The organism is Pseudoalteromonas sp. 19-MNA-CIBAN-0066 (assembly GCF_040308705.1).
Lineage (GTDB): Bacteria > Pseudomonadota > Gammaproteobacteria > Enterobacterales > Alteromonadaceae > Pseudoalteromonas > Pseudoalteromonas nigrifaciens.
Genome location: NZ_JBEONZ010000029.1, coordinates 1 through 22,600 on the forward strand (window position 1 = coordinate 1; position 22,600 = coordinate 22,600).

Genomic DNA, 22,600 nt, shown 5'->3' on the forward strand with positions numbered 1-22,600 from the left:
CTTTATTTTTCGAGTCAACACTTAGTTTTAAACTTTCTTTTTGGAAGATTTAAAACCGAAGTTTTATTTAACTCTCTGAGTAGTTGCTGCCTCGCTATGCGTTGTCCGCTGCGCGTCGCCATATCCCTTCTCAGTGGGGTCGCATTATAGGGATAAACGAGTGAGGGTCAACACTTTATTTCCGCTTTATGACAATTAAATGAATATTGTATAAAAGGCATACAAACAAAGGCTTGCAATGAAGTTTAAGCTTAAAAAAGCACCAAATAAATGGCAGTAATAGGGAAGTTATAGTTACGCTAGGTAGAAGGTAGGTTGTTTAGTTTAAATGTTATGTTTAAATAATTAAATGCGGCTTAGTTATAGTACTTTACTGAGTAGCTCTAAATAAATTAAGAGCCGGTACTTTGCACCTTTTAAGGTTTAGCAAAATACTCAGTTAAATATCTGATGTAGAGTAGGGGGCTCATATCGTTCAGACAATAAAAAAGCGAGTTAATAACTCGCTTCTATCTACTTATACTTTTTAACTAAATATAAGTCGTTATTTTTTAACTGGGCGTTTCCAGCCATCTAAATTACGCTGTTTGCCTCGAGAAATAGCTAGTTGCTCATCTGCTACTGTATTCGTAATAACAGAGCCTGCACCAATTGTTGCCATTGCACCAATATTTACGGGTGCAACAAGCGATGAGTTAGAACCAATAAAGGCATTGTTGCCAATAATGGTTTTTGCTTTATTAACGCCGTCATAGTTACAGGTAATAGTACCCGCGCCAATATTAACCTTTTCGCCAATTTCAGCATCACCTAGGTAACTTAAGTGATTAGCTTTAGAGCCTTTACCTAAACGGGTTTTTTTCATTTCGACGAAGTTACCAACATGTGAGTCTTCTTCCATAATTGCACCTGGGCGAAGGCGGGCATAGGGACCAAGCGTACATTTAGCAGCAACTGTTGCATCTTCTATGAGTGTATTAGCTTTTATTATAACGTTATCGCCAATGCTGCAGTTTTTGAGCACACAGTTTGGTCCAATTTCAACGTTATGACCTATAGTCACTTTGCCTTCAAAAATCACGTTTATATCTATTAGTACATCTTCACCGGTGGTGACTGTTCCGCGAACATCTATACGGGCAGGATCGGCAAGTGTTGCCCCATTAAGCATTAATTCTTGTGCTTGCCATGCTTGGTACGCACGTTCAAGGCCAGCTAGTTGTATACGATTATTAGCGCCTTCTACTTCCATTGGGTGATCTGGCTGAGCTGATGTAATTTCGACACCTTCGCTATGCGCCATTGCCACTATGTCGGTTAGGTAATATTCGCCTTGTGCATTATTGTTAGATAAGTTGCCTAACCAGCTTTTTAGCAATCGACCATTAACGGCCATAATACCGGTATTTACTTCGCTAATAAGTAATTGCTCTGGGCTGGCATCTTTTTGCTCAACAATACCCACTAACTTGCCATCAACACGTAGCATACGTCCGTAACCATCTGGATTGGCTAAATTTACGGTTAATACCGCTAAACCATGTTTAGGTGTCGCAGCTAATAAACGTTCAAGCGTTGATTGCTTAGTTAAAGGCACGTCACCGTATAAAATCAGCACTGTATCATCGTCATTAACATGAGAGTTGGCTTGCGCTACTGCATGACCCGTACCTAACTGCTCAGCTTGGAGTACCCAATTTACGTTGTTGTTGGCCAGTTGTTGTTGTAATAGTTCGCCACCATGACCGTAAACTAAGTTAGTAGTAGTTGCACCTAGTGCTTTTGCGTTATCAATAACGTGCTGCACCATAGGTTTGCCAGCCACTTTATGAAGAACTTTAGGTAGCGCTGAGCGCATGCGAGTACCTTTACCCGCTGCAAGAATAACCGTTGTTAGAGACATTAAAACAATTTCCTTTTTTCGTTGTTTTAGCTAAATAAGCGCGTACTGGTGCACAGTAGATTATGTAAATCACATCATGTGCAAATACTCAGTAGCTTAATTACTGACTACTGAATCTTGGCTGAAACACTCAGACACTTCAATGGCGTTATTGTAACGGGGATTAGTGATGGATATAAGTAACAAGGGATAAATAGTGAGCACAAAAAGTAAATTTATAATTTTTATAACATTGCTGATTTATATTACAGGCACAAAAAAGCCCACGTTATGTGGGCTTTTAAAAACCAGATAGGCTTACTTTTTACGTAATTGCTGAATAATGCGTAGCTGAGCAATTGCTTCAGCTAGTTGCACTGCGGCTTGATTATAATCAAGTTCAGCAGATGCACCTTTCGCCATTTGAGCTTCAGCGTCACGTTTAGCAGCTTCTGCAGCTTGCTCGTCAAGGTCTTCACCACGAACAGCTGTATCAGCAAGAACAGTCACTAGATTAGGTTGTACTTCTAATGTACCGCCAGCAATGTAGATGAACTCTTCTTCACCAAATTGCTTAACTAAACGTACCATACCAGGTTTAAGGGCAGTAAGTAGTGGAGCGTGACCAGCATTAACGCCTAACTCACCTTCACTACCAGTAACTTGAATCGATTCAACACGGCCAGAGAACAAACTCTGCTCTGCGCTTACTACATCAAGATGTACAGTCATAGCTGCCATACTCCCCTCCTAAGTTACATGCTTTTGGCTTTTTCTTGAGCTTCTTCGATAGAGCCAACCATGTAGAACGCTTGCTCTGGCATGTCATCAAATTCACCGTTTAAGATGCCTTTAAAGCCAGAAATTGTATCTTTTAGTGATACGTATTTACCAGACGCGCCTGTAAACACCTCTGCCACGAAGAATGGCTGAGATAGGAAACGTTGGATTTTACGTGCACGAGATACAAGTTGCTTATCTTCGTCAGAAAGCTCGTCCATACCTAGGATTGCAATGATGTCTTTAAGTTCTTTATAACGCTGAAGAACTGTTTGAACGCCACGTGCTGTATCGTAGTGCTCTTGACCAATTACTTGTGGGTCAAGTTGACGTGAAGATGAATCAAGTGGGTCTACCGCTGGGTAGATACCAAGTGACGCGATATCACGCGAAAGTACTACAGTTGCGTCTAAGTGAGCAAAGGTAGTTGCTGGAGATGGATCCGTTAAATCATCCGCAGGTACGTATACCGCTTGGATTGAAGTGATTGAACCCGTCTTAGTAGAAGCAATACGCTCTTGTAATACACCCATTTCTTCAGCAAGTGTAGGCTGGTAGCCTACCGCTGATGGCATACGACCAAGAAGTGCAGATACTTCTGTACCAGCAAGTGTGTAACGGTAGATGTTATCTACGAAGAAAAGTACATCGCGACCTTCGTCACGGAACTTTTCAGCCATAGTAAGACCTGTTAACGCTACGCGTAAACGGTTACCTGGAGGCTCGTTCATCTGACCGTATACAAGCGATACTTTATCAAGTACGTTTGAATCGTTCATCTCATGGTAGAAATCGTTACCTTCACGTGTACGCTCACCAACACCGGCGAATACTGAGTAGCCGCTGTGCTCGATTGCGATGTTACGGATAAGTTCCATCATGTTTACGGTTTTACCAACACCGGCACCACCGAATAAACCAACTTTACCACCTTTAGCGAATGGACATACAAGGTCGATAACCTTGATACCAGTTTCTAAAAGCTCAACTGAACTTGATTGCTCTTCGTAAGTAGGCGCTGCACGGTGAATAGACATACGGTCTTCTTCGCCGATTGGGCCAGCTTCATCGATTGGCTCACCAAGTACGTTCATGATACGACCAAGTGTTGCTTTACCAACTGGAACTTGAATCGACTCACCTGTATTCATTACCGAAGCACCACGACGCAAACCGTCTGTAGTACCCATAGCGATAGTACGTACCACACCGCCACCTAACTGTTGTTGAACTTCTAGAGTCAACCCAGTTAAATCGCCATCTGTTACTCTTAGCGCGTCATATACGGCTGGCACGTTGTTTTGTGGAAATTCAATATCCACAACGGCACCGATAATTTGGACGACCTTACCTAAACTCATGTCTATTCCTCTCGTTAATCTTTGCCTGAAGCATTAAACTGCTGCTGAACCAGAACAAATCTCACTAATTTCTTGTGTGATTGCTGCTTGGCGAGCTTTGTTATAAATAAGCTGTAACTCATCCATAAGGTCGCCGGCATTGTCTGTTGCAGCTTTCATTGCAACCATGCGGGCAGCCTGCTCAGATGCAGCATTTTCAACTACACCTTGGTATACTTGAGACTCAACAAACCGTACTAACAACGCTTCTAAAATAGCGTCTGGGTTTGGCTCATACAAGTAATCCCATGTGTGGGCAGATACTTCTTCTTCAGCTTTTGGCAAAGGGAGTAACTGATCTACTGTTGGCTCTTGCTTCATGGTATTTACAAACTTGTTGTATACCAAGAATAAACGGTCAATTTTACCTTCAGAGAATGCATCAAGCATTACTTTTACAGGACCAATTATATCCTGAATTGAAGGTTTATCTCCTAAGCCTGCTTTTTTAGCAAGGACTTGACCACCAAAGCGTTGGAAGAAACCAGCAGCTTTACTGCCTAAAGTTGCAAACTCTGCGCTTACACCTTTTTCTTTCCATGCTTTAATATCTAGTGCAACTTTTTTAAACTCATTTGAGTTTAAACCGCCACACAGACCACGGTCTGTAGAGATAACAATATAACCAACTCGTTTTACTTCACGCTCTTCTAAAAAAGGGTGGGTAAAATCAAGATTTGCCTGAGCAACACGACCAATCACTGTGCGTAATTTTGCAGCGTATGGACGGCTTGTAGCAACGCGTTCTTGCGCCCTTTTCATTTTAGACGCAGCAACCATTTCCATTGCGCTAGTGATCTTTTGAGTATTTTTAATACTACCGATCTTGCTTTTAATCTCTTTTCCGCTGGCCATGACTCTCTCTCCGAATCAAGGTGTGCTTTAGTTTCCTAAAGCGCACCATTAATAACTATATTACCAAGTTTGCGTAGACTTGAACTTCGTTAGAAGTTCTTTAAGTTGCGCTTCGATCTCGGCGTTGTAGTTACCAGTTTCATTGATTTGAGCCACAAGCTCTGCGTATGTGCTATTTGCATACGAAAGTAAAGCCGCTTCAAAATCCATGATCTTAGCGATCTCGATATCTTGAAGGAAACCTTTTTCAGCAGCAAATAACGACAAAGACATTTCAGCAACAGACATCGGCGCGTACTGTTTCTGCTTCATTAGCTCTGTTACACGCTCACCATGCTCAAGTTGAGCACGAGTTGCATCATCAAGGTCAGACGCGAACTGCGAGAACGCAGCTAATTCACGGTACTGAGCTAGGGCTAGACGAATACCGCCACCTAGTTTCTTAACGATTTTAGTTTGTGCAGCACCACCAACACGCGATACCGAAATACCAGCGTTTACTGCCGGACGGATACCTGAGTTGAATAGGTCAGTTTCTAAGAAAATTTGACCATCGGTGATAGAGATAACGTTAGTCGGTACGAACGCAGAAACGTCGCCGCCTTGAGTTTCAATGATTGGCAATGCCGTCAATGAACCAGTTGTACCTTTCACTTCACCATTAGTGAACTTTTCAACGTATTCAGCGTTTACACGCGAAGCACGTTCTAAAAGACGAGAGTGAAGATAGAATACGTCACCTGGGTATGCTTCACGACCTGGTGGGCGCTTAAGTAGTAATGAAATTTGACGATAAGCAACTGCTTGCTTAGACAAATCATCATATACGATTAAAGCGTTTTCACCGCGGTCACGGAAGTATTCACCCATAGTACAGCCCGCGAACGGTGCTAAGTACTGAAGTGCCGCTGATTCAGAAGCAGATGCAACAACTACGATAGTATTTGCTAATGCACCGTGCTCTTCTAATTTGCGAACTACGTTAGCAATAGTAGATGCTTTTTGACCAATCGCAACGTACACACACTTAACGCCTGTGCCTTTTTGATTGATGATTGCATCGATTGCTAGTGCAGTTTTACCTGTTTGGCGGTCACCAATGATAAGTTCACGTTGACCACGACCAACTGGAATCATCGCATCGATAGATTTATAACCAGTTTGTACTGGCTCATCTACAGATTTACGCTCGATTACACCTGGTGCAATTTTTTCTACAGGTTCAAACCCGTCATTATCTAGCGCGCCTTTACCATCGATCGGAGCACCTAGTGTGTTAACAACACGACCAAGTAGACCAGGACCAACAGGCACTTCTAAAATACGACCAGTTGTATATACTTTTACGCCTTCAGTAAGATCCGCGTACGGACCCATTACTACTGCACCAATTGAGTCGCGCTCAAGGTTTAGTGCGATAGCATAACGGTTGCCTGGAAGCTCAATCATCTCACCTTGCATACAGTCAGCTAGACCGTGGATGCGGATGATACCGTCTGTAACAGATACAATAGTACCTTCGTTACGAGCTTCACTTACAACTTCGAACTGCTCAATACGTTGTTTGATCAGATCTGAAATTTCAGTGGAATTAAGTTGCATGCTCTTTTTCCCAATTACGATTGTAGTGTTGTGGCTAAGCGGTTTAATTTACCGCGAATAGAGCCGTCGATTACAGTGTCACCCGCCTTAATAATAAGGCCTCCAACTACTGCTGCGTCTTCACTACAATTCAGCTTAACTTTGCGTGCGAAACGTTTTTCAAGTGCCGCTACCAATGACTCTTGTTGCGCTGCAACAAGAGGGGTTGCCGAAATCACATCAACGTCGATTTCTTTGTCGTATTCTGCTTTAAATTTAGCAAATAACTGTGCAACTGCTGGTAGTGCGATCAAACGTCCATTTTCAGCCATCACCTTAACTAGGTTCTGACCTTGTTCGTTGAGCTGCTCAGCACAAATTTGAATAAATAATTCAGCTTGTGTAGTAGCAGTAGGCATACCCGCTAGAAGCGCAGATGCTTTTTCATTGCTAGCAACGTGGCCAGCAAAAAATAACATCTCGTTCCAACTTTCAATAGTGCCTTTTTCAACGGCAAGTTCAAAAGCCGCTTTAGCGTATGGGCGAGCGATAGTAGTCAATTCAGACATGCTCATACCCTCCTAGTTACAGCTCAGCGACAAGTTTTTCAACGATGTCACTATGTGCAGCTTGATTAATTTCACGCTCTAAAATTCTCTGTGCGCCAACCACTGCCAGAGTTGCTACTTGCTTACGTAGCTCTTCTGTCACACGGTTACGCTCTGATTCAATTTCAGAGTGCCCTTGAGCAATGATTTTTTCACGCTCTTGTTGACCACGAACTGTCTCTTCGTCAACAATTAGCACAGCACGCTTTTTAGCTTGGTCTATGATATCAGCCGCTTGAACTTTGGCATCTTTAAGCTGTTCTGCAGCTTTCTTTTGCGCTAGTTCTAAGTCTTTTTCGGCTCTATCAGAGGCAGCTAAACCATCTTCGATTTTTTTCTGGCGAGCTTCAATTGCACCGTTTAGTGGTGGCCATACGAACTTCATACAAAAAAGTACGAACACCGTAAACGCAATCAATTCACCGATAAGAGTGGCGTTTAAATTCACAACCGCTCCTCCTTAAATAGTAAGCTGTTCAAAAAATAAAATTAAAGTACGAACAACAATACCATAGCGATACCAACACCAATCATTGCTACAGCATCGATTAGACCAGCAAGGATAAACATTTTAACTTGTAGCGAAGGTGCAAGCTCAGGTTGACGCGCACATGCTTCAAGGAATTTACCGCCCATGTTACCAAAACCAACTGCTGTACCGATTGCACCGAAGCCAATTAGTAAAGCTACTGCGATGTACTTAAGACCTAATACTAGTTCCATTTTTTTCTCCAAAGTTTCAATTGTAATTAAAGTTAAATATTAAAGGTAAAGATTATAAATTAGTGATTATCTGAACTTGCCATGCTTAGGTAAACAATGGTCAGCATCATAAATAAGAATGCTTGCAGTGTAATAACTAAGATATGGAATACTGCCCATACAAAGTGCAGTGGTAACTGCATAAAACCAATTGCGCCAATCAAGATGAAAATCAATTCACCTGCATACAAGTTACCAAATAAACGTAGTGCTAACGAAAATGGCTTAGAAACCAATGCGATAAGCTCAAGTAACAAGTTGAAAGGAATCAATAAAATTTGCACAAACACGTTATTAGAGCTAAACGGGTGAAGCGTTAGTTCTTTAATAAAGCCGCCAATGCCTTTGATTTTTATTGCAAAACCAACCATTAAAATAAATACACCCAGCGCAAGTGCAGAGGTCATATTAATATCGGTAGTCGGTACAATTTTCATGTACACGTCGTGTGAGTCCATACCGAATGCTGTTTCACCAACGAAACCTGCAAATGATGGTAAAAAGTCAACCGGGATTAAGTCCATTAAGTTCATTAAGAACACCCAAACGAATATCGTTAGGGCTAATGGCGCAATAAGCTTACTTTTACCGTGGAAGGTATCGCGTACGTTGTCGCCAACGAACTCAACGATAATTTCAATAAAACACTGAAATTTTCCTGGTACACCAAGTGTTGATTTTTTTGCGGCACTACGGAAGATCCATAAAAATATTAGACCTAATCCGATAGACCATGCGAGGGTATCCACATGCCATGTCCAGAATCCACTATCCGCACATGCTTTATTGAAGGCTAAACCGGCATCGGTCGAACACATCTTCGCATTGGTCAAGTGGTGCTGAATATGGCTAGATAGAGTAACTTCTTCTGCAGCCATGTTATATCCCAAAGTTAATGTTTAAAAAAAACGGGTGCAAACAATCCAGTAAACAACACCAACACATAAGCACTAAAAAAAGGCAGTAACACTACCGGGTAAAGCTTTAGTATTAGCGCGAACAATATGATTGTTAGCATAAATTTTAGTCCGTTGCCGCGTTTTAACGAGGCATACGCTTGATTTGCTTTACTCGCACCCATATATCTGAATGCGTAGAGGGCAAATACTAAGTGGGGGAGTACTGCTACGGTGCCTCCAGCAAATGCTGATAGCCCGGCATTTATTCCCCAACCTAAAAAAATAATTATTGTAGTAACTAACGCTACTACTCCCTGCAGAAGAATTAATTTCAATGCGGCAAGCCTATACGGTCTTGCTAACTTATTCGTCACGTTTAGTTAACCTTAATGGCGTTCTAATTGTCAGGGTATGAAAACTGGCGAAATTATACTTAATCCTGCCAGTTTTGCAACTTGAGTAGCTGTATTGTGGTGTAAAATAACGACAATTGTCTCATTTTAGACATGTTATTTATTAATGCTGGGAATAGTCTTGGTTGATACGGTTTAAAATGCCATCTAATTCATCAAGGTTTGTGTAAGAAATAACCAACTTACCTTTGCCTTTTTTGTTATAGTTTATTTCTACTTTGGCACCTATGTTTTCAGCGAGTTGTTGCTCTAACTGTTTAACATCTGGATCTTTTTCTGTTGCTTCTTTAGCGGCTACAGGCTCTAAAATTGAACGTACAAGCTTTTCGGTTTCTCGCACTGTAAGTGCTTTAGCCACAGCTAAACGCGCCGCATCAGATTGCGTATCTCCCTCAAGCGCTAATAAACAACGAGCGTGGCCCATTTCAATATCGCCGTGTTCTAACAATGTTTTTACGTCATTATTTAAATTATTTAAACGCAATAAATTAGTCACTGTAGTACGAGATTTACCAACGGCATCGGCTACTTGTTGATGGGTTAATTCAAACTCATTTAGTAAACGGTTTAAAGCAACCGCTTCTTCCATGGCATTTAAATCTTCACGCTGAATATTTTCTATTAAAGCAATAGCAACCGCAGCTTCATCGGGTACATCTTTAATAATACAAGGTACAGTATCAAGCTTAGCTATTTGTGCTGCACGCCAACGACGTTCACCGGCAATAATTTCATAGCTATTTTGAGCAATAGGGCGCACTACAATTGGCTGAATAATGCCTTGCGCACGAATTGAACTAGCTAACTCTTCTAATGCTTCTTCCGACATATCTTTACGCGGTTGATATTTACCCGAGTGTAAAAATTCGATCGGTAATTTTTGTAATTCGCTTTGTTGAGATTGCGTTACATTGTGCATAATGTCAGTTGTATTTGACGAATTTTGCTCATTGCTACTTGTTGGTGCAGGTTTTGATGAACTTAACAGCGCATCGAGTCCTCGGCCTAAACCTCTTTTTTTAGCAGACATATTATTTTTTTACCTCAAAGTTAGGCGACAACTGGCGTTGTTTTTTCTTTTCTGCGTAACATTTCACCAGCCAGTGCTAAATATGCTTTAGCACCACTTGATGCCCGGTCATAATACATCGCTGGTGCACCAAAACTTGGTGCCTCGGCTAAGCGAACATTACGCGGGATCACTGTGCGGTAAACTTTATCGCCAAAATGTTGTTTTAATTGTTCTGATACATCATTAGCTAATCGATTACGCGGATCGTACATAGTACGAAGTATGCCTTCAATTTGTAGCTTAGGATTAACTAACTTGGCAAGTTGCGTAATGGTGTCCATTAATGCGGTTAAACCTTCTAACGCATAATATTCACATTGCATAGGGACTAAAATAGAGTCGGCTGCAGCCATGGCATTTACTGTTAACATATTTAAAGAAGGAGGGCAGTCGATAAAAATGAATTCATATTGGTCTTGAATTTTTTCCAGCGCATTACGCAAACGTACTTCGCGGGCAAATAATTCCATTAATTTTACTTCTGCAGCGGTTACATCACCATTTGCAGCAATCATATGATATTCACCAGAGGTTTCTTTAATTATAACCTCTTCAATTGGCTTGTTTTCTATCAGCAAATCGTAAATAGTTGGCACGTCGCCATACTTATCTACGCCACTACCCATAGTGGCATTACCTTGCGGATCGAGATCAATTAACAACACTTTTCGTTTTGTTGCAGCCATAGATGCAGCGAGGTTAACAGCGGTTGTAGTTTTACCTACACCACCTTTTTGATTTGCTAATGCGATGACTTTTGCCACAGTGTCTCTGATCCCTAGTCTTTAGAAAGAATAATTAAATGTCGTTGTGCATCTAAATTAGGTACTTCTAATGCAATTTTTTGCTCAAACTTAACGCCAGTCGGTAATGACTCTAGCTCTTCGCTAGGGAACACACCTTTAAGGGCAATAAATTTTCCTGAATGATCAATTAAGTGTCCACACCAGTCAACCATATCTTGCAATGAAGCAAATGCGCGACTGAGTACACCATCTAATTTAACACTTGGCTGATATTCTTCAACTCTTGACTGCACCGGAGTGACGTTATCAAGTCCTAGCTCATGTTTAACATGCATTAAAAAACGCACACGTTTACCTAAACTATCAAGTAACACAAAATGAGTGTTAGGTAATGCAATTGCTAATACAATACCAGGTAAGCCAGGGCCAGTTCCTACATCAATATAATGATGACCGGGTAAATGAGGTGCAACAACTAAGCTGTCCATTATGTGCTTAACCATCATTTCTTCAGGTAAGCGTACTGAGGTTAAATTATAAGCTTTGTTCCACTTAGTTAATAACTCAACGTAACGAACCAGCTGTTGCTGTTGTTTTTCGGTTAGCGCAATATTAGTTTGCGCTAACAATGTAGTTAATTGTTGCTGTAACACTAGGTACCCTCGCCGTTATGCAGATTTGCGTAACAAGCCTTGCTTCTTCAGATACACCAATAATAACGAAATCGCCGCTGGGGTGATACCAGAAATACGCGAAGCTTGACCAATAGTGTCTGGACGAGCATCAATCAGCTTAGCAACAACCTCATTTGATAAACCCGATACGGTTTTATAATCAAACTCTTTTGGTAAAATTGTTTGCTCATGGCGTAACTGTTTATTGATCTCATCTTGCTGGCGCACAATATAACCTGCGTACTTTGTATGGATCTCAACTTGTTCAAGCGCGGCTTGATTAGTAAATTCAGATCCTAAGCCGTCAATTGCCATTAGATCGTTATAACGAATTTCAGGACGACGTAATAATTCCTCTAAACTAGCTTCACGCGTTAATGGCGTTTTTAGCAATGCATTAACTTGATCTATCATAGTATGATCTTTGTGGATCCAGGTATCTTTAATACGCTGTTTCTCTTTAGCGATCACTTCCATTTTTTCGTTATATGCCTGCCAACGTTCGTCATTCACTAAGCCTAATTCGCGGCCTTTTTCAGTTAAACGAATATCGGCATTATCTTCACGTAATAATAAACGGTATTCAGCACGGCTAGTAAACATACGATAAGGTTCTTTCGTTCCCAAAGTAGTTAAGTCGTCAATAAGTACACCCACATAAGCTTCGTCACGACGTGGAGTCCAAGACTCTTTACCCTGAACTTTTAAAGCAGCATTCATACCTGCAATTAAACCTTGAGCACCCGCTTCTTCATAACCGGTAGTACCATTTATTTGGCCCGCAAAAAATAAGCCATCAATAAATTTAGTTTCTAATGAACGTTTTAAATCGCGCGGATCAAAAAAGTCATATTCAATAGCATAACCAGGACGACAAATATGAGCGTTTTCAAAGCCAGTAATAGATTGCACAATTTCAATTTGCACATCAAACGGTAAACTGGTCGAAATACCATTTGGGTATAACTCATATGATGTTAAACCTTCTGGCTCAACAAAAATTTGATGTTTGTCTTTATCAGCAAAACGAACAATTTTATCTTCAATAGAAGGGCAGTAGCGCGGGCCTATGCCTTCAATAACACCACCATACATTGGCGAGCGATGTAAGTTTTTACGAATAACATCATGGGTCTTTTCATTAGTAAAGGTGATGTAACACGGTATTTGTTGTGGGTGATCACTTGGTTTACCCATAAATGAAAATACCGGTATAGGCGTATCACCTGCTTGTTCTTGCATTTTACTAAAATCAACAGTACGGGCATCAATACGTGGTGGAGTACCGGTTTTTAAACGATCCACTCTAAAAGGTAATTCACGTAAACGATCAGCCAATGCAATTGAAGGAGGATCGCCTGCACGACCACCTTTAAAGTTTTCTAAACCTATATGTATTTGGCCACCTAAAAAAGTACCTACGGTTAGCACAACACTTGGAGCACTAAAACGTAAACCCATTTGGGTAACCACACCAGTAACACGATCGTTTTCAACAATAAGATCATCACACGATTGTTGAAAAATCTTTAAGTTATCTTGGTTTTGCAATGTTGTTTGAATTGCCGCTTTGTACAAAGCGCGATCAGCCTGTGCTCGGGTTGCACGAACGGCTGGGCCTTTTGAAGAATTAAGTGTGCGAAATTGGATCCCGCCTTTGTCAATGGCCTGTGCCATTGCACCACCTAGAGCGTCAATTTCTTTAACTAAGTGACCTTTGCCAATGCCACCAATTGCTGGGTTACATGACATTTGACCAAGGGTATCCATATTGTGAGTTAGCAGCAGGGTATTCATCCCCATACGTGCGGCTGCCAATGCGGCTTCAGTGCCAGCATGTCCACCACCTACTACGATAACGTCAAAATTTTCGTGAAAAATCATTAATGGGATCCTACTTAAATCAAACCAGTAAACTTCAAAAGGGAGCGTATTCTACCTAGAATTTAGCAGAAGATAAATGATTAACAGCGGTCAAGATCTAAGTGTGTGATCTCTAATAATATAAAGGATCTTTTAAAGAGATCTTTTATTACTATTACTACTACTGAAGCACTTTTCTGTTGATAAGGTTTAGATCTTTATTTAAAACATGCGATTAGATCAGATCTAAAGTTGTGAACATGATCGGATCATCTAGCGAATAAGCTCTGATCAAAAAGGCACTTTATGCACAGGGCAATATCAACCGGATCTTATCCAATGGATAAGCATAGCTATAAACGCAGTTTAATCAGTGTTTATCCACAAAAACTATTAAATTATTAGTAAATTGTGGGTAACTTTAATTTGGTTTTTTAGCTTGATCTATTAATTTAAGCCTGTTTTAGCTAGCCAAGAGTCAAGCCAGGCCAGTGCAGTATCCTCTGGTAGCGCTTCATCAAGAATATTAAGCTCTAAGCGTTCGGCTACTCTAAGTGCACCTTTTTGTGCTAATAACTCATCTATATTGCGCCCAGCAAGGTTATAAGTATCGTAACTGGTATCGCCTAAACCAATGACTGAGTATTTTATATTAGATAAATCATCAGCTTGTGTTAAATCGTCAATAAAGCTAATCAGATTTTCAGGGTAATCCCCTGCACCATAAGTGGATGTACATATTAACCAAATAGTATTTTGCTGATCTATATCGTTAAATACAGGCTGTTCATGTAGTTGCGTACTAATACTTTGAGCATTAAGTTGATCAGCTAATTGTTCTGCAACATATTCAGCGGATCCCATTTGGCTGCCAATAATAATATTTACTGCACTCATTAATTTTTGTGATCACATAGCTTTTAATTGCCGCTCATAATAACTGAGTTTGTATAACAGTAAAGTTAAGAGTGCTTTTTTGTATAACTATTTTAGCTGTAATTTTAGCCTTGGTTATTTATAACGACTCAAGTTGTTGATTAAATAGGGTTTAACAAATAATCTTTAAATGTAATCTTCTGATCAAGTTGTTGATAACAGTGGGGAAAGCTCTGTTTAAAGCCACTTTTTTATTTATGATTGATCGCTAAGTTATTGATTTAAAGAATATGAAAATGCTTAAATAGAGCTTATTAAGCAATAATATATACCCTGATCATAATGTGGATAGAATGCCTGTTGATAAGTGCTATTTAGATCATAAAATAAATTTAAATGAGATCAAATAAAGCTGATCTTTTTATTAAATGAGTCAATTAACAGTAAATAGTTAGTTTTAATGGCGGATCTAGGATATTTACTTAGTTAAATACGGAAATTTAAGTCTCTATAAAAGGTAATAAAGGCTAATTGTGGATAACTGATCTGAGATTATTTATTTTTTCAGCGCAGATCATCATTAATTTTAGCTAACTTGGCCGACCAAAAATATAATTCACGCTTACTTGGTGTTGTGTTGCTCTACTCAATTTTATAAATATGCGTAATTTAGAGTCAATAAAAGCCTAAAGTAGGCTCCTATATTGAATGAATTATAAACATATATTGCAGTTCTTAAGCTTAATTAAGGCTATTTTAATAGGAAGTATTACCATAATAGCCACCGTAAAATTGATCCACTGCAGTTAAAATAGCAGTCTGTTTTGTAAAAAACAGACTGCATTAATGCTATAAATTAGCCATTTTATAGCTATTAAAGTGGCATTATTTTTAGTTAAAACGACATTACTCTAACAAATAAAGACTGGCCAGCTCTTATCAGGCATTAATATTAGCGCAATAAAGCTGTTTTTAGGGAGGAAATAGGTAGTGAAAGCAGGGGATTTTGACAATAAAAAAGAGCCTCTAGGGCTCTTTAAAATATATTTGGCAACTTATTTACCAATACAAAACGAGCTAAATATTTTTCCAAGTAGGTCATCTGAGGTGAATTCACCGGTAATTTCGTTTAGATATTGCTGGGTTAAACGCAATTCTTCGGCGAGTATTTCGCCCGCTATATGCATTTCTAACTGAGCTTTACCTGTATCTAAGTGGTACGCTGCATGCTCAAGCGCATCAAGGTGGCGACGACGTGCCATAAAGCCGCCTTCTGTTGCACCATCAAAACCAATACAGGCTTTTAAATGCTCGCGAACCAGCTCAATACCATCGGCATTTTTAGCACTTAAACTGATGACCGGGTATTGCTGATTTTGCTCCATACCAACAACATCGCCCGATAAATCGGCTTTATTTCTAATCACTGTAACCCCTAATCCAACGGGTAATTTAGCCATAAATTCTGGCCAAATTTTATGGGGATCAGTATCAATAGTGTCGGTTCCATCAAGCATAAACAGCACTCGGTCGGCTTGGTTTATTTCATCCCATGCGCGCTCAATACCTATTTGTTCTACTAAATCAGGGCTTTCACGCAGACCTGCTGTGTCTATAATATGCAGTGGCATGCCATCTATATGTATATGTTCACGTAGTACGTCACGTGTAGTGCCGGCAATTTCGGTTACAATAGCGGCTTCGCGCCCAGCAAGGGCATTTAATAAGCTTGATTTACCCGCATTAGGGCGACCGGCAATAACAACCCGCATACCTTCGCGCATTATGCTGCCTTGCTTAGCTTGATCGGTTACCGTATTGAGCTGGGCAATAATGGCATCTAAATCGCCAGAAACTTTACCGTCAGATAAAAAATCGATTTCTTCATCGGGAAAATCAATTGCGGCTTCTACGTACATACGCAAGTGAATTACTTTTTCTACAAGTGTTTCTATGTGCTTAGAAAATTCACCTTGGAGAGACTGTAGGGCACTTTTAGCGGCTTGCTCTGAGGTTGCATTAATTAAATCGGCGATGGCTTCTGCTTGTGTTAAATCAAGCTTGTCATTCATAAATGCACGTTCAGAAAACTCCCCAGGCTTTGCTAAACGAACGCCCTCTATTTTACTAATTTCTTTAAGTAACATATCCAGTACTACAGGACCGCCGTGGCCTTGTAGTTCAAGTACATCTTCACCAGTGAATGAGTTAGGGCCGGCAAAGTAAATGGCAATACCTTGATCAAGTTGCTCGCCAGCAAGGCTTTTAAATGGCACATAATCGGCGTAGCGAACTTTAGGTATTTTACCTACTACTTTTTCGGCAACACTTTTAGCAAGGCTGCCTGAAACGCGAATAATACCAACACCACCACGTCCGGGGGCTGTTGCTTGTGCTGCAATTGTGTCTTGATTGATCATGCTATTAATTTGCCAACAATGAGTAACTTTATGGCGGTATTGTAACCTATGGATTTATTTGTAGCGAATAGCTGTGGTGAAAAACAGGTAATAAAAAAGGCGACCGAAGTCGCCTTTATATAAGTAGGAGCTTAATTAGCCTCTTACTTTAATACCTTTCTTTTCCATGCCGCGGTAGATGATGAGCATCTGGACAATAGAAATAAGGTTAGACACTAACCAGTAAAGAACTAAACCAGATGGGAACCATAAGAAGAACACAGAGAAGATAACCGGCATAAAGGTCATCATTTTTTGCTGCATTGGATCGGTAACCGTCATAGGCTGTAATTTTTGCGTAATAAACATACTGGCGCCAAATAAGATTGGTAACACGTAGTATGGGTCTTTCGCAGAAAGGTCAGTTAGCCAAAAAATAAATTCAGCGTGGCGAAGTTCTGTTGATTCTAAGAACACGTAGAACAAGGCTAAGAAAATAGGCATTTGTAGCAAAATAGGGAAACAGCCACCCATAGGGTTCACTTTTTCTTTTTTGTACATTTCCATTGTGGCTTGGCCGAATTTTTGACGGTCGTCACCAAATTTTTCTTTAAGCGCTGCCATTTTAGGCTGAAGGGCACGCATTTTAGCCATTGAAGTATATTGCGCTTTAGTCAGTGGGTACATTAACGACTTAACGATAATAGTAATGGCAATAATAGCCACACCCCAGTTACCTAAAATACTGTGTAACCACTTTAACAATACAAATAAAGGTTGTGAGATAAACCATAACCAACCGTAATCTACGGTTAAATCTAAATCTGGGTGAATAGCTTCAAGTACATCAGACTCTTTAGGGCCCATATAATAAGTCGCAGTAAGTGTTTGCTCACTACCAGCTTGAATATTAACCGCTTCGTCTTTAACACCAATGATGGCAGCATTACTCTTAGTAATTAAACTATAAAGTGTATTTGACTGATCCTGCATTGGAACCCAAGCACTTACAAAGTAATGTTGAATAAACGCAACATAGCCACCAAGTGTAATTTTATTTAGGTTTTTGTCAGCCATATCTGAAAAACTGTACTTTTCGTACGGGTCATCATCAGTACCGTATGCTGCACCTAAATAGTTTTGATCAACCATGCTGCCTTTGTCTTGTACAGTGCGCTTAACTTGTGTGTAAAGCTGTACTTGAAGTGGCGTGCTAGTGGTGTTGTTAATTGTGTATTCTAAAGCAACATCATATTGACCTTTTTTGAATACATAGGTTTTTGTAAAGTTAACACCATTACTATCAGTAAACTGTAGCGGCACTCTAAGCTCATCACCCGTTAAAGTGTATGACTTTTGCTCTACGTGGTAAGTTGGGCGACCTTGTGCAGAAGCATCAGGACCATTTAAGCCAATTAAACCACTTTGTGAAAAGTATTGTTTACCATCAAACTCACCAAGCAGCATATAAGGTGTTTCACTGCCTTTAGTTTCTTCATATTGAAGTAAGTAAGTTTCAACAATATCACCGCCTCGGGTATCAATTTTAACTTTGAAAACATCTGTTGTAATTTCAATTACAGAGCGTTTTGCTAAAGTTGCTGAGGCAGGTAACGCAGAGTCAGATGAAGTTGGTACATAATCTTCTGATTCTGATGATGTTGGGTTTAATGTTTGTGTGGTGGCACTCGGATCGGCTTTTGGCGTGTTGTAATCAGTATTCCATTCTTGAAATAATAAAAACGACACCAGCATCAGGCCAATGAATAAAAACGTGCGTTGCGATTCCATAACAGCTCTTATTTCTCGTGTTGGTGGTTAATATGGGTTAATTTTTCAGGAACGGGGTCGTTCCCACCTGAATGTAAAGGATGGCATTTTAATATGCGTTTAACTGCTAACCAACTGCCTTTTACTGATCCATGCAAATTAATTGCTTGAATAGCGTAACTAGAGCACGTTGGATTAAAACGACAATGCGGACCTAATAGCGGGCTAATCCACTTTTGATAACCGCGGATAAATAAAACTAAACAATACGTTGGCAAAGCAACAAGTGGTTTAAGTAACCTCATGATATATATGCTCCTACGTAAGTTTAGTAAATAGATACCATGTATTTAAAGACTCAATATGAGATTTCAAATGCATGATTAAAAGGTGAGCTAAAGATACCTTAATTAACCCTGTAATTCTATTGCTATTAGGTCTGTTTATTTGATTTAACTGATTTATTAGGGCGCTTTTTAAAAGGTGGTGGTTTGGGCGCACCCGGTTTGCAGCGCTCATTAATTTTACGCCACAACTTGGTCAGTTGTTTGGTTAATTCTTCATTAGACTGCTCATCAATACCACTTTTAACCATAAGCACAATATCTATATTGTCGATGTTGTGTTTATTTAAACGAAAGCATTCGCGAGCTAAACGTTTAATACGGTTACGTTGACATGCCTTTTTAACTCGTTTTTTAGCAACAGTAAGTCCTAACCGAGGTTGATCTTGGTCATTAGGTTTAGCTAAAAGAGTAAAGAAAGGAGTTGCAGCCCGGGCGGGTTCATTAAATATGCGAGAGTAATGCGAGGGAGTTAACAGACGTAACTCCCTGCCAAAGTTAAAGTCTTCCACTTATAAATTAAGCAGAAAGAACTTTACGGCCTTTAGCGCGGCGACGAGCTAATACTTTACGGCCATTTACAGTTGCCATGCGAGCACGGAAACCGTGAGCACGTTTGCGTTTTAAAACGCTTGGTTGAAAAGTTCTTTTCATAACAATCTCTTCCGATCGGTTAAAGTTAAAACATCCTATGCAGGTCGCGATCCTGGCACAGGTGCCATTGCGAGCGCGAGATATTATAGATGAAGTGCATTAAAGTCAATCATAATTACGCACTACCCTTAGAGTATACCAGCTATTTAATGTAGATCATAAAGAGTGATCTATTAGGATCATCATTAATAAGAAGTTTTCCACAGCCCCTGTATAAAAAGTGAATAAAAGCAGGGGAAAACTAAATTAGATCGCAGATTTGTTTCGCGATCCAGAGCTAATTTTGTTATGATCTATGCTCAGGCTTTAAAATTAAACTTGTATTAAATCATTGTGTTAAGTGTTTTATACCGTGATATCAACAATTTTATAAAAATCAGTCTTTTACTTGTGGATAAAGTGTCTTCATAATAGCCGGTCTTGGGTCGCTTATTGGGCCATTTAAACGCATTACAGAGGTGATTTTTAATCATTAATGATGTGCGGGAATAAAAATTATATCTCTGGGAGTTTGACTGTGTATCTGTCGGTTTGGCAAAGTTGTTTATATGTATTGCAAGATGAATTGCCTTCGCAGCAGTTCAGTATGTGGGTGCGACCACTACAAGCAGAAAGTACCGAAGATACCTTGACGATTTATGCACCTAATCGCTTTGTACTAGATTGGGTAAGAGAAAAATACCTAAATAGAATTAATGAATTATTAGTAGAGATTTGTGGTGTTGAAGCTCCAGAGCTACGTTTTGATGTAGGCAGTAAGCCTTTATTAAATGCACAGCCTGTATCTGTTGCTGGAACGCAATCGGCGCCAACTACACAAGCCAAACAACAATCACGACAACCAAAACCTGTTGTAGAGCCAGCGCCAAAATCTGAATATAAATCGAATATAAAAGAAAATTATACCTTTGACAGTTTTGTTGAAGGTAAATCAAACCAGTTAGCAAAAGCAGCAGCAACACAAGTTGCAGATAATCCAGGTGCCGCTTTTAACCCTGTATTTATATACGGTGGTACAGGTTTAGGTAAAACGCATTTATTGCATGCTGTAGGTAATGGTATTTTGGCTAATAAGCCAGATGCAAAAATAGTTTATATGCATTCAGAGCGCTTTGTACAAGATATGGTAAAAGCACTGCAAAATAACGCGATTGAAGAATTTAAGCGTTACTATCGTAGTGTTGATGCGCTAATGATTGATGACATTCAATTTTTTGCTAACAAAGAGCGCTCACAAGAAGAGTTTTTTCATACCTTTAATGCGTTATTAGAAGGCAATCAGCAAATAATTTTAACCTCTGACCGTTATCCAAAAGAGATAGAAGGCGTTGAAGACAGACTTAAATCGCGTTTTGGTTGGGGTTTAACTATTGCAATTGAGCCTCCTGAGCTTGAAACACGCGTTGCTATATTGATGAAAAAAGCGCAGCAGAGTAAAATTAATTTACCGCACGAAGTCGCCTTTTTTATTGCTAAAAAATTACGATCTAATGTACGCGAACTAGAAGGTGCGCTTAATCGTGTTATTGCCAATGCTAACTTTACCGGTCGTCCTATATCTATCGACTTTGTAAAAGAAGCGCTACGCGATTTACTTGCCTTACAAGATAAGCTAGTTACCATAGATAACATACAGCGCACTGTGGCAGAGTATTACAGAATTCGTATTTCTGATCTGCTGTCTAAACGCCGTAGTCGCTCTATAGCAAGGCCTCGACAAGTTGCTATGGCATTATCTAAAGAGTTAACCAATCACAGTTTACCTGAGATTGGAGACGCCTTTGGTGGCCGCGATCATACAACTGTATTGCATGCGTGTCGTAAGGTTAAATCACTACGTGATGAAAGCCACGAAATTAAAGAAGATTACCAAAATTTAATAAGAACATTGTCATCTTAAGGCTGACTTTATTATGCAAATAACAATATCAAGACAACAGTTTTTAAAGCCATTAGTGCAAGTATCGGGCGCTATTGAGCGTAAGCATACATTGCCAATTTTATCTAACGTATTGTTAGCAGTAGAAAACGGGCAACTTTCAATGACAGGTACCGACCTTGAAATTGAACTCGTTGCAAGCGTGTTTGTAGGTGATGATATTGCCGATACTAAGTTAACATTACCGGCTAAAAAATTACTCGATATTTGTAAAAGCCTACCAGATGGTTCAGACCTAACGTTAAGCTTACAAGAGCATCAGTTATTACTAACCAGCGGTAAAAGTCGTTTTTCGTTAACGACCTTAGCCGCCGAAGACTTTCCTAATTTAGAACAGTGGGATGGCGAAGTTGAGTTTCAACTAACGCGTTTAGAGCTGCGAAAATTACTAGAAAGCACGCATTTTTCGATGGCGAATCAAGACGTACGTTACTATTTAAATGGTATGTCGTTTGAAGTAGACAATACTGACATTAAAACAGTGGCCACTGATGGACATCGCTTAGCTATTGCACAAAAGCAATTAAAGCAATCGCTTAATACGCAGCGTCAGCTAATTATACCTCGTAAAGGGGTGCAAGAAATTATGCGCCTTATGGTAGCCGACGAAGAACTAGTCACTATTCAGTTTGGTGCTAATCATATTCGTATTATCGATATAGAGTTTACCTTTACTAGTAAGTTAGTTGATGGACGCTTTCCTGATTACCGTCGTGTGTTACCTCGTGGTGGCGATAAAGTCATTACTGCTAATCGCGAATGGTTACGTAGTGCGTTTCAGCGAGTCTCTATTTTATCTAACGAAAAGTTTAGAGGTGTGCGTTTAAACTTATCCAATGGTTTGTTAAAAATCACTGCTAATAACCCTGAGCAAGAACAAGCTGAGGAAGTAGTAGAGGTTGGTTACGAAGGCGCCGACCTAGAAATAGGCTTTAACGTTTCTTATGTACTTGATGTATTAAACACATTAAAAACAGAAGATGTACTGTTTACATTGGCCGATTCAAACAGCAGCGCACTAATTGAAGGTGCAGGCGATGAAGAAGCAATGTACGTAGTTATGCCTATGCGTTTATAAGACTA

The 22,600-nt window shown here is 39.9% G+C and carries 22 protein-coding genes; 2 read left to right on the plus strand and 20 right to left on the minus strand.

Annotated features, from left to right (window positions below; genetic code table 11):
* Positions 1-544: 544 nt before the first annotated feature.
* The 20 genes from glmU to rpmH form a co-directional block, all read right to left on the minus strand.
* Positions 545-1,903 (minus strand): bifunctional UDP-N-acetylglucosamine diphosphorylase/glucosamine-1-phosphate N-acetyltransferase GlmU, encoded by a 1,359-nt coding sequence (glmU, locus tag AAEZ18_RS14370; RefSeq protein ID WP_350595000.1) that lies wholly within the window; start codon positions 1,901-1,903, stop codon positions 545-547.
* A 297-nt stretch (positions 1,904-2,200) separates the two neighbouring features.
* Positions 2,201-2,623 (minus strand): F0F1 ATP synthase subunit epsilon, encoded by a 423-nt coding sequence (locus AAEZ18_RS14375; protein WP_011329625.1) that lies wholly within the window; start codon positions 2,621-2,623, stop codon positions 2,201-2,203.
* 14 nt (positions 2,624-2,637) lie between these two features.
* Entirely contained in the window at positions 2,638-4,023 is a 1,386-nt protein-coding gene (atpD, locus tag AAEZ18_RS14380) for a F0F1 ATP synthase subunit beta (RefSeq protein WP_011329626.1), read from the minus strand.
* A 33-nt stretch (positions 4,024-4,056) separates the two neighbouring features.
* Positions 4,057-4,917 (minus strand): F0F1 ATP synthase subunit gamma, encoded by an 861-nt coding sequence (gene atpG / locus AAEZ18_RS14385; protein ID WP_011329627.1) that lies wholly within the window; start codon positions 4,915-4,917, stop codon positions 4,057-4,059.
* 60 nt (positions 4,918-4,977) lie between these two features.
* Entirely contained in the window at positions 4,978-6,519 is a 1,542-nt protein-coding gene (gene atpA, locus AAEZ18_RS14390) for a F0F1 ATP synthase subunit alpha (RefSeq protein WP_011329628.1), read from the minus strand.
* A gap of 14 nt (positions 6,520-6,533) precedes the next feature.
* Entirely contained in the window at positions 6,534-7,067 is a 534-nt protein-coding gene (gene atpH, locus AAEZ18_RS14395; protein WP_011329629.1) for a F0F1 ATP synthase subunit delta, read from the minus strand.
* 16 nt (positions 7,068-7,083) lie between these two features.
* On the minus strand, positions 7,084-7,554 hold the full coding sequence (atpF, locus tag AAEZ18_RS14400; RefSeq protein ID WP_011329630.1) for a F0F1 ATP synthase subunit B: 471 nt from the start codon (positions 7,552-7,554) through the stop codon (positions 7,084-7,086).
* A 41-nt stretch (positions 7,555-7,595) separates the two neighbouring features.
* Positions 7,596-7,829, minus strand: coding sequence for a F0F1 ATP synthase subunit C (atpE, locus tag AAEZ18_RS14405; protein WP_011329631.1), 234 nt, complete (start codon positions 7,827-7,829; stop codon positions 7,596-7,598).
* A gap of 59 nt (positions 7,830-7,888) precedes the next feature.
* Entirely contained in the window at positions 7,889-8,746 is an 858-nt protein-coding gene (gene atpB, locus AAEZ18_RS14410) for a F0F1 ATP synthase subunit A (RefSeq protein WP_011329632.1), read from the minus strand.
* 14 nt (positions 8,747-8,760) lie between these two features.
* Positions 8,761-9,141: an ATP synthase subunit I gene (locus tag AAEZ18_RS14415; RefSeq protein ID WP_350595002.1), complete on the minus strand. Its 381-nt coding sequence runs from the start codon at positions 9,139-9,141 to the stop codon at positions 8,761-8,763.
* Positions 9,142-9,283: 142 nt separating this feature from the next.
* Positions 9,284-10,210: a ParB/RepB/Spo0J family partition protein gene (locus AAEZ18_RS14420; RefSeq protein ID WP_086996472.1), complete on the minus strand. Its 927-nt coding sequence runs from the start codon at positions 10,208-10,210 to the stop codon at positions 9,284-9,286.
* A 20-nt stretch (positions 10,211-10,230) separates the two neighbouring features.
* Complete coding sequence (locus AAEZ18_RS14425) at positions 10,231-11,016, minus strand: ParA family protein (protein WP_011329635.1); 786 nt, start codon at positions 11,014-11,016, stop codon at positions 10,231-10,233.
* Positions 11,017-11,030: 14 nt separating this feature from the next.
* A complete protein-coding gene (gene rsmG / locus AAEZ18_RS14430; RefSeq protein ID WP_011329636.1) occupies positions 11,031-11,651 on the minus strand; it encodes a 16S rRNA (guanine(527)-N(7))-methyltransferase RsmG in 621 nt (206 codons plus the stop codon).
* 15 nt (positions 11,652-11,666) lie between these two features.
* Positions 11,667-13,556 (minus strand): tRNA uridine-5-carboxymethylaminomethyl(34) synthesis enzyme MnmG, encoded by a 1,890-nt coding sequence (gene mnmG / locus AAEZ18_RS14435; RefSeq protein ID WP_011329637.1) that lies wholly within the window; start codon positions 13,554-13,556, stop codon positions 11,667-11,669.
* A gap of 426 nt (positions 13,557-13,982) precedes the next feature.
* On the minus strand, positions 13,983-14,432 hold the full coding sequence (gene mioC / locus AAEZ18_RS14440) for an FMN-binding protein MioC (RefSeq protein ID WP_089368916.1): 450 nt from the start codon (positions 14,430-14,432) through the stop codon (positions 13,983-13,985).
* A 1,034-nt stretch (positions 14,433-15,466) separates the two neighbouring features.
* The gene (gene mnmE / locus AAEZ18_RS14445) at positions 15,467-16,831 is read right to left on the minus strand and encodes a tRNA uridine-5-carboxymethylaminomethyl(34) synthesis GTPase MnmE (RefSeq protein WP_086996465.1); all 1,365 of its coding nucleotides are present in this window, start codon (positions 16,829-16,831) and stop codon (positions 15,467-15,469) included.
* Positions 16,832-16,966: 135 nt separating this feature from the next.
* A complete protein-coding gene (yidC, locus tag AAEZ18_RS14450) occupies positions 16,967-18,601 on the minus strand; it encodes a membrane protein insertase YidC (protein WP_011329640.1) in 1,635 nt (544 codons plus the stop codon).
* A gap of 8 nt (positions 18,602-18,609) precedes the next feature.
* Entirely contained in the window at positions 18,610-18,885 is a 276-nt protein-coding gene (gene yidD, locus AAEZ18_RS14455; RefSeq protein WP_011329641.1) for a membrane protein insertion efficiency factor YidD, read from the minus strand.
* Positions 18,886-19,013: 128 nt separating this feature from the next.
* On the minus strand, positions 19,014-19,436 hold the full coding sequence (gene rnpA / locus AAEZ18_RS14460) for a ribonuclease P protein component (protein WP_011329643.1): 423 nt from the start codon (positions 19,434-19,436) through the stop codon (positions 19,014-19,016).
* A 7-nt stretch (positions 19,437-19,443) separates the two neighbouring features.
* Positions 19,444-19,578, minus strand: coding sequence for a 50S ribosomal protein L34 (rpmH, locus tag AAEZ18_RS14465; RefSeq protein ID WP_004335215.1), 135 nt, complete (start codon positions 19,576-19,578; stop codon positions 19,444-19,446).
* Positions 19,579-20,095: 517 nt separating this feature from the next.
* On the opposite strand from rpmH, the gene dnaA reads away from it, so the two are divergent.
* Both dnaA and dnaN read left to right on the plus strand, forming a co-directional pair.
* Positions 20,096-21,478 carry a chromosomal replication initiator protein DnaA gene (dnaA, locus tag AAEZ18_RS14470; RefSeq protein WP_041454303.1) on the plus strand — a complete coding sequence of 461 codons (1,383 nt, stop codon included), beginning with the start codon at positions 20,096-20,098 and terminating at the stop codon, positions 21,476-21,478.
* A gap of 13 nt (positions 21,479-21,491) precedes the next feature.
* Complete coding sequence (dnaN, locus tag AAEZ18_RS14475; protein ID WP_011326734.1) at positions 21,492-22,595, plus strand: DNA polymerase III subunit beta; 1,104 nt, start codon at positions 21,492-21,494, stop codon at positions 22,593-22,595.
* Positions 22,596-22,600 lie beyond the last annotated feature (5 nt).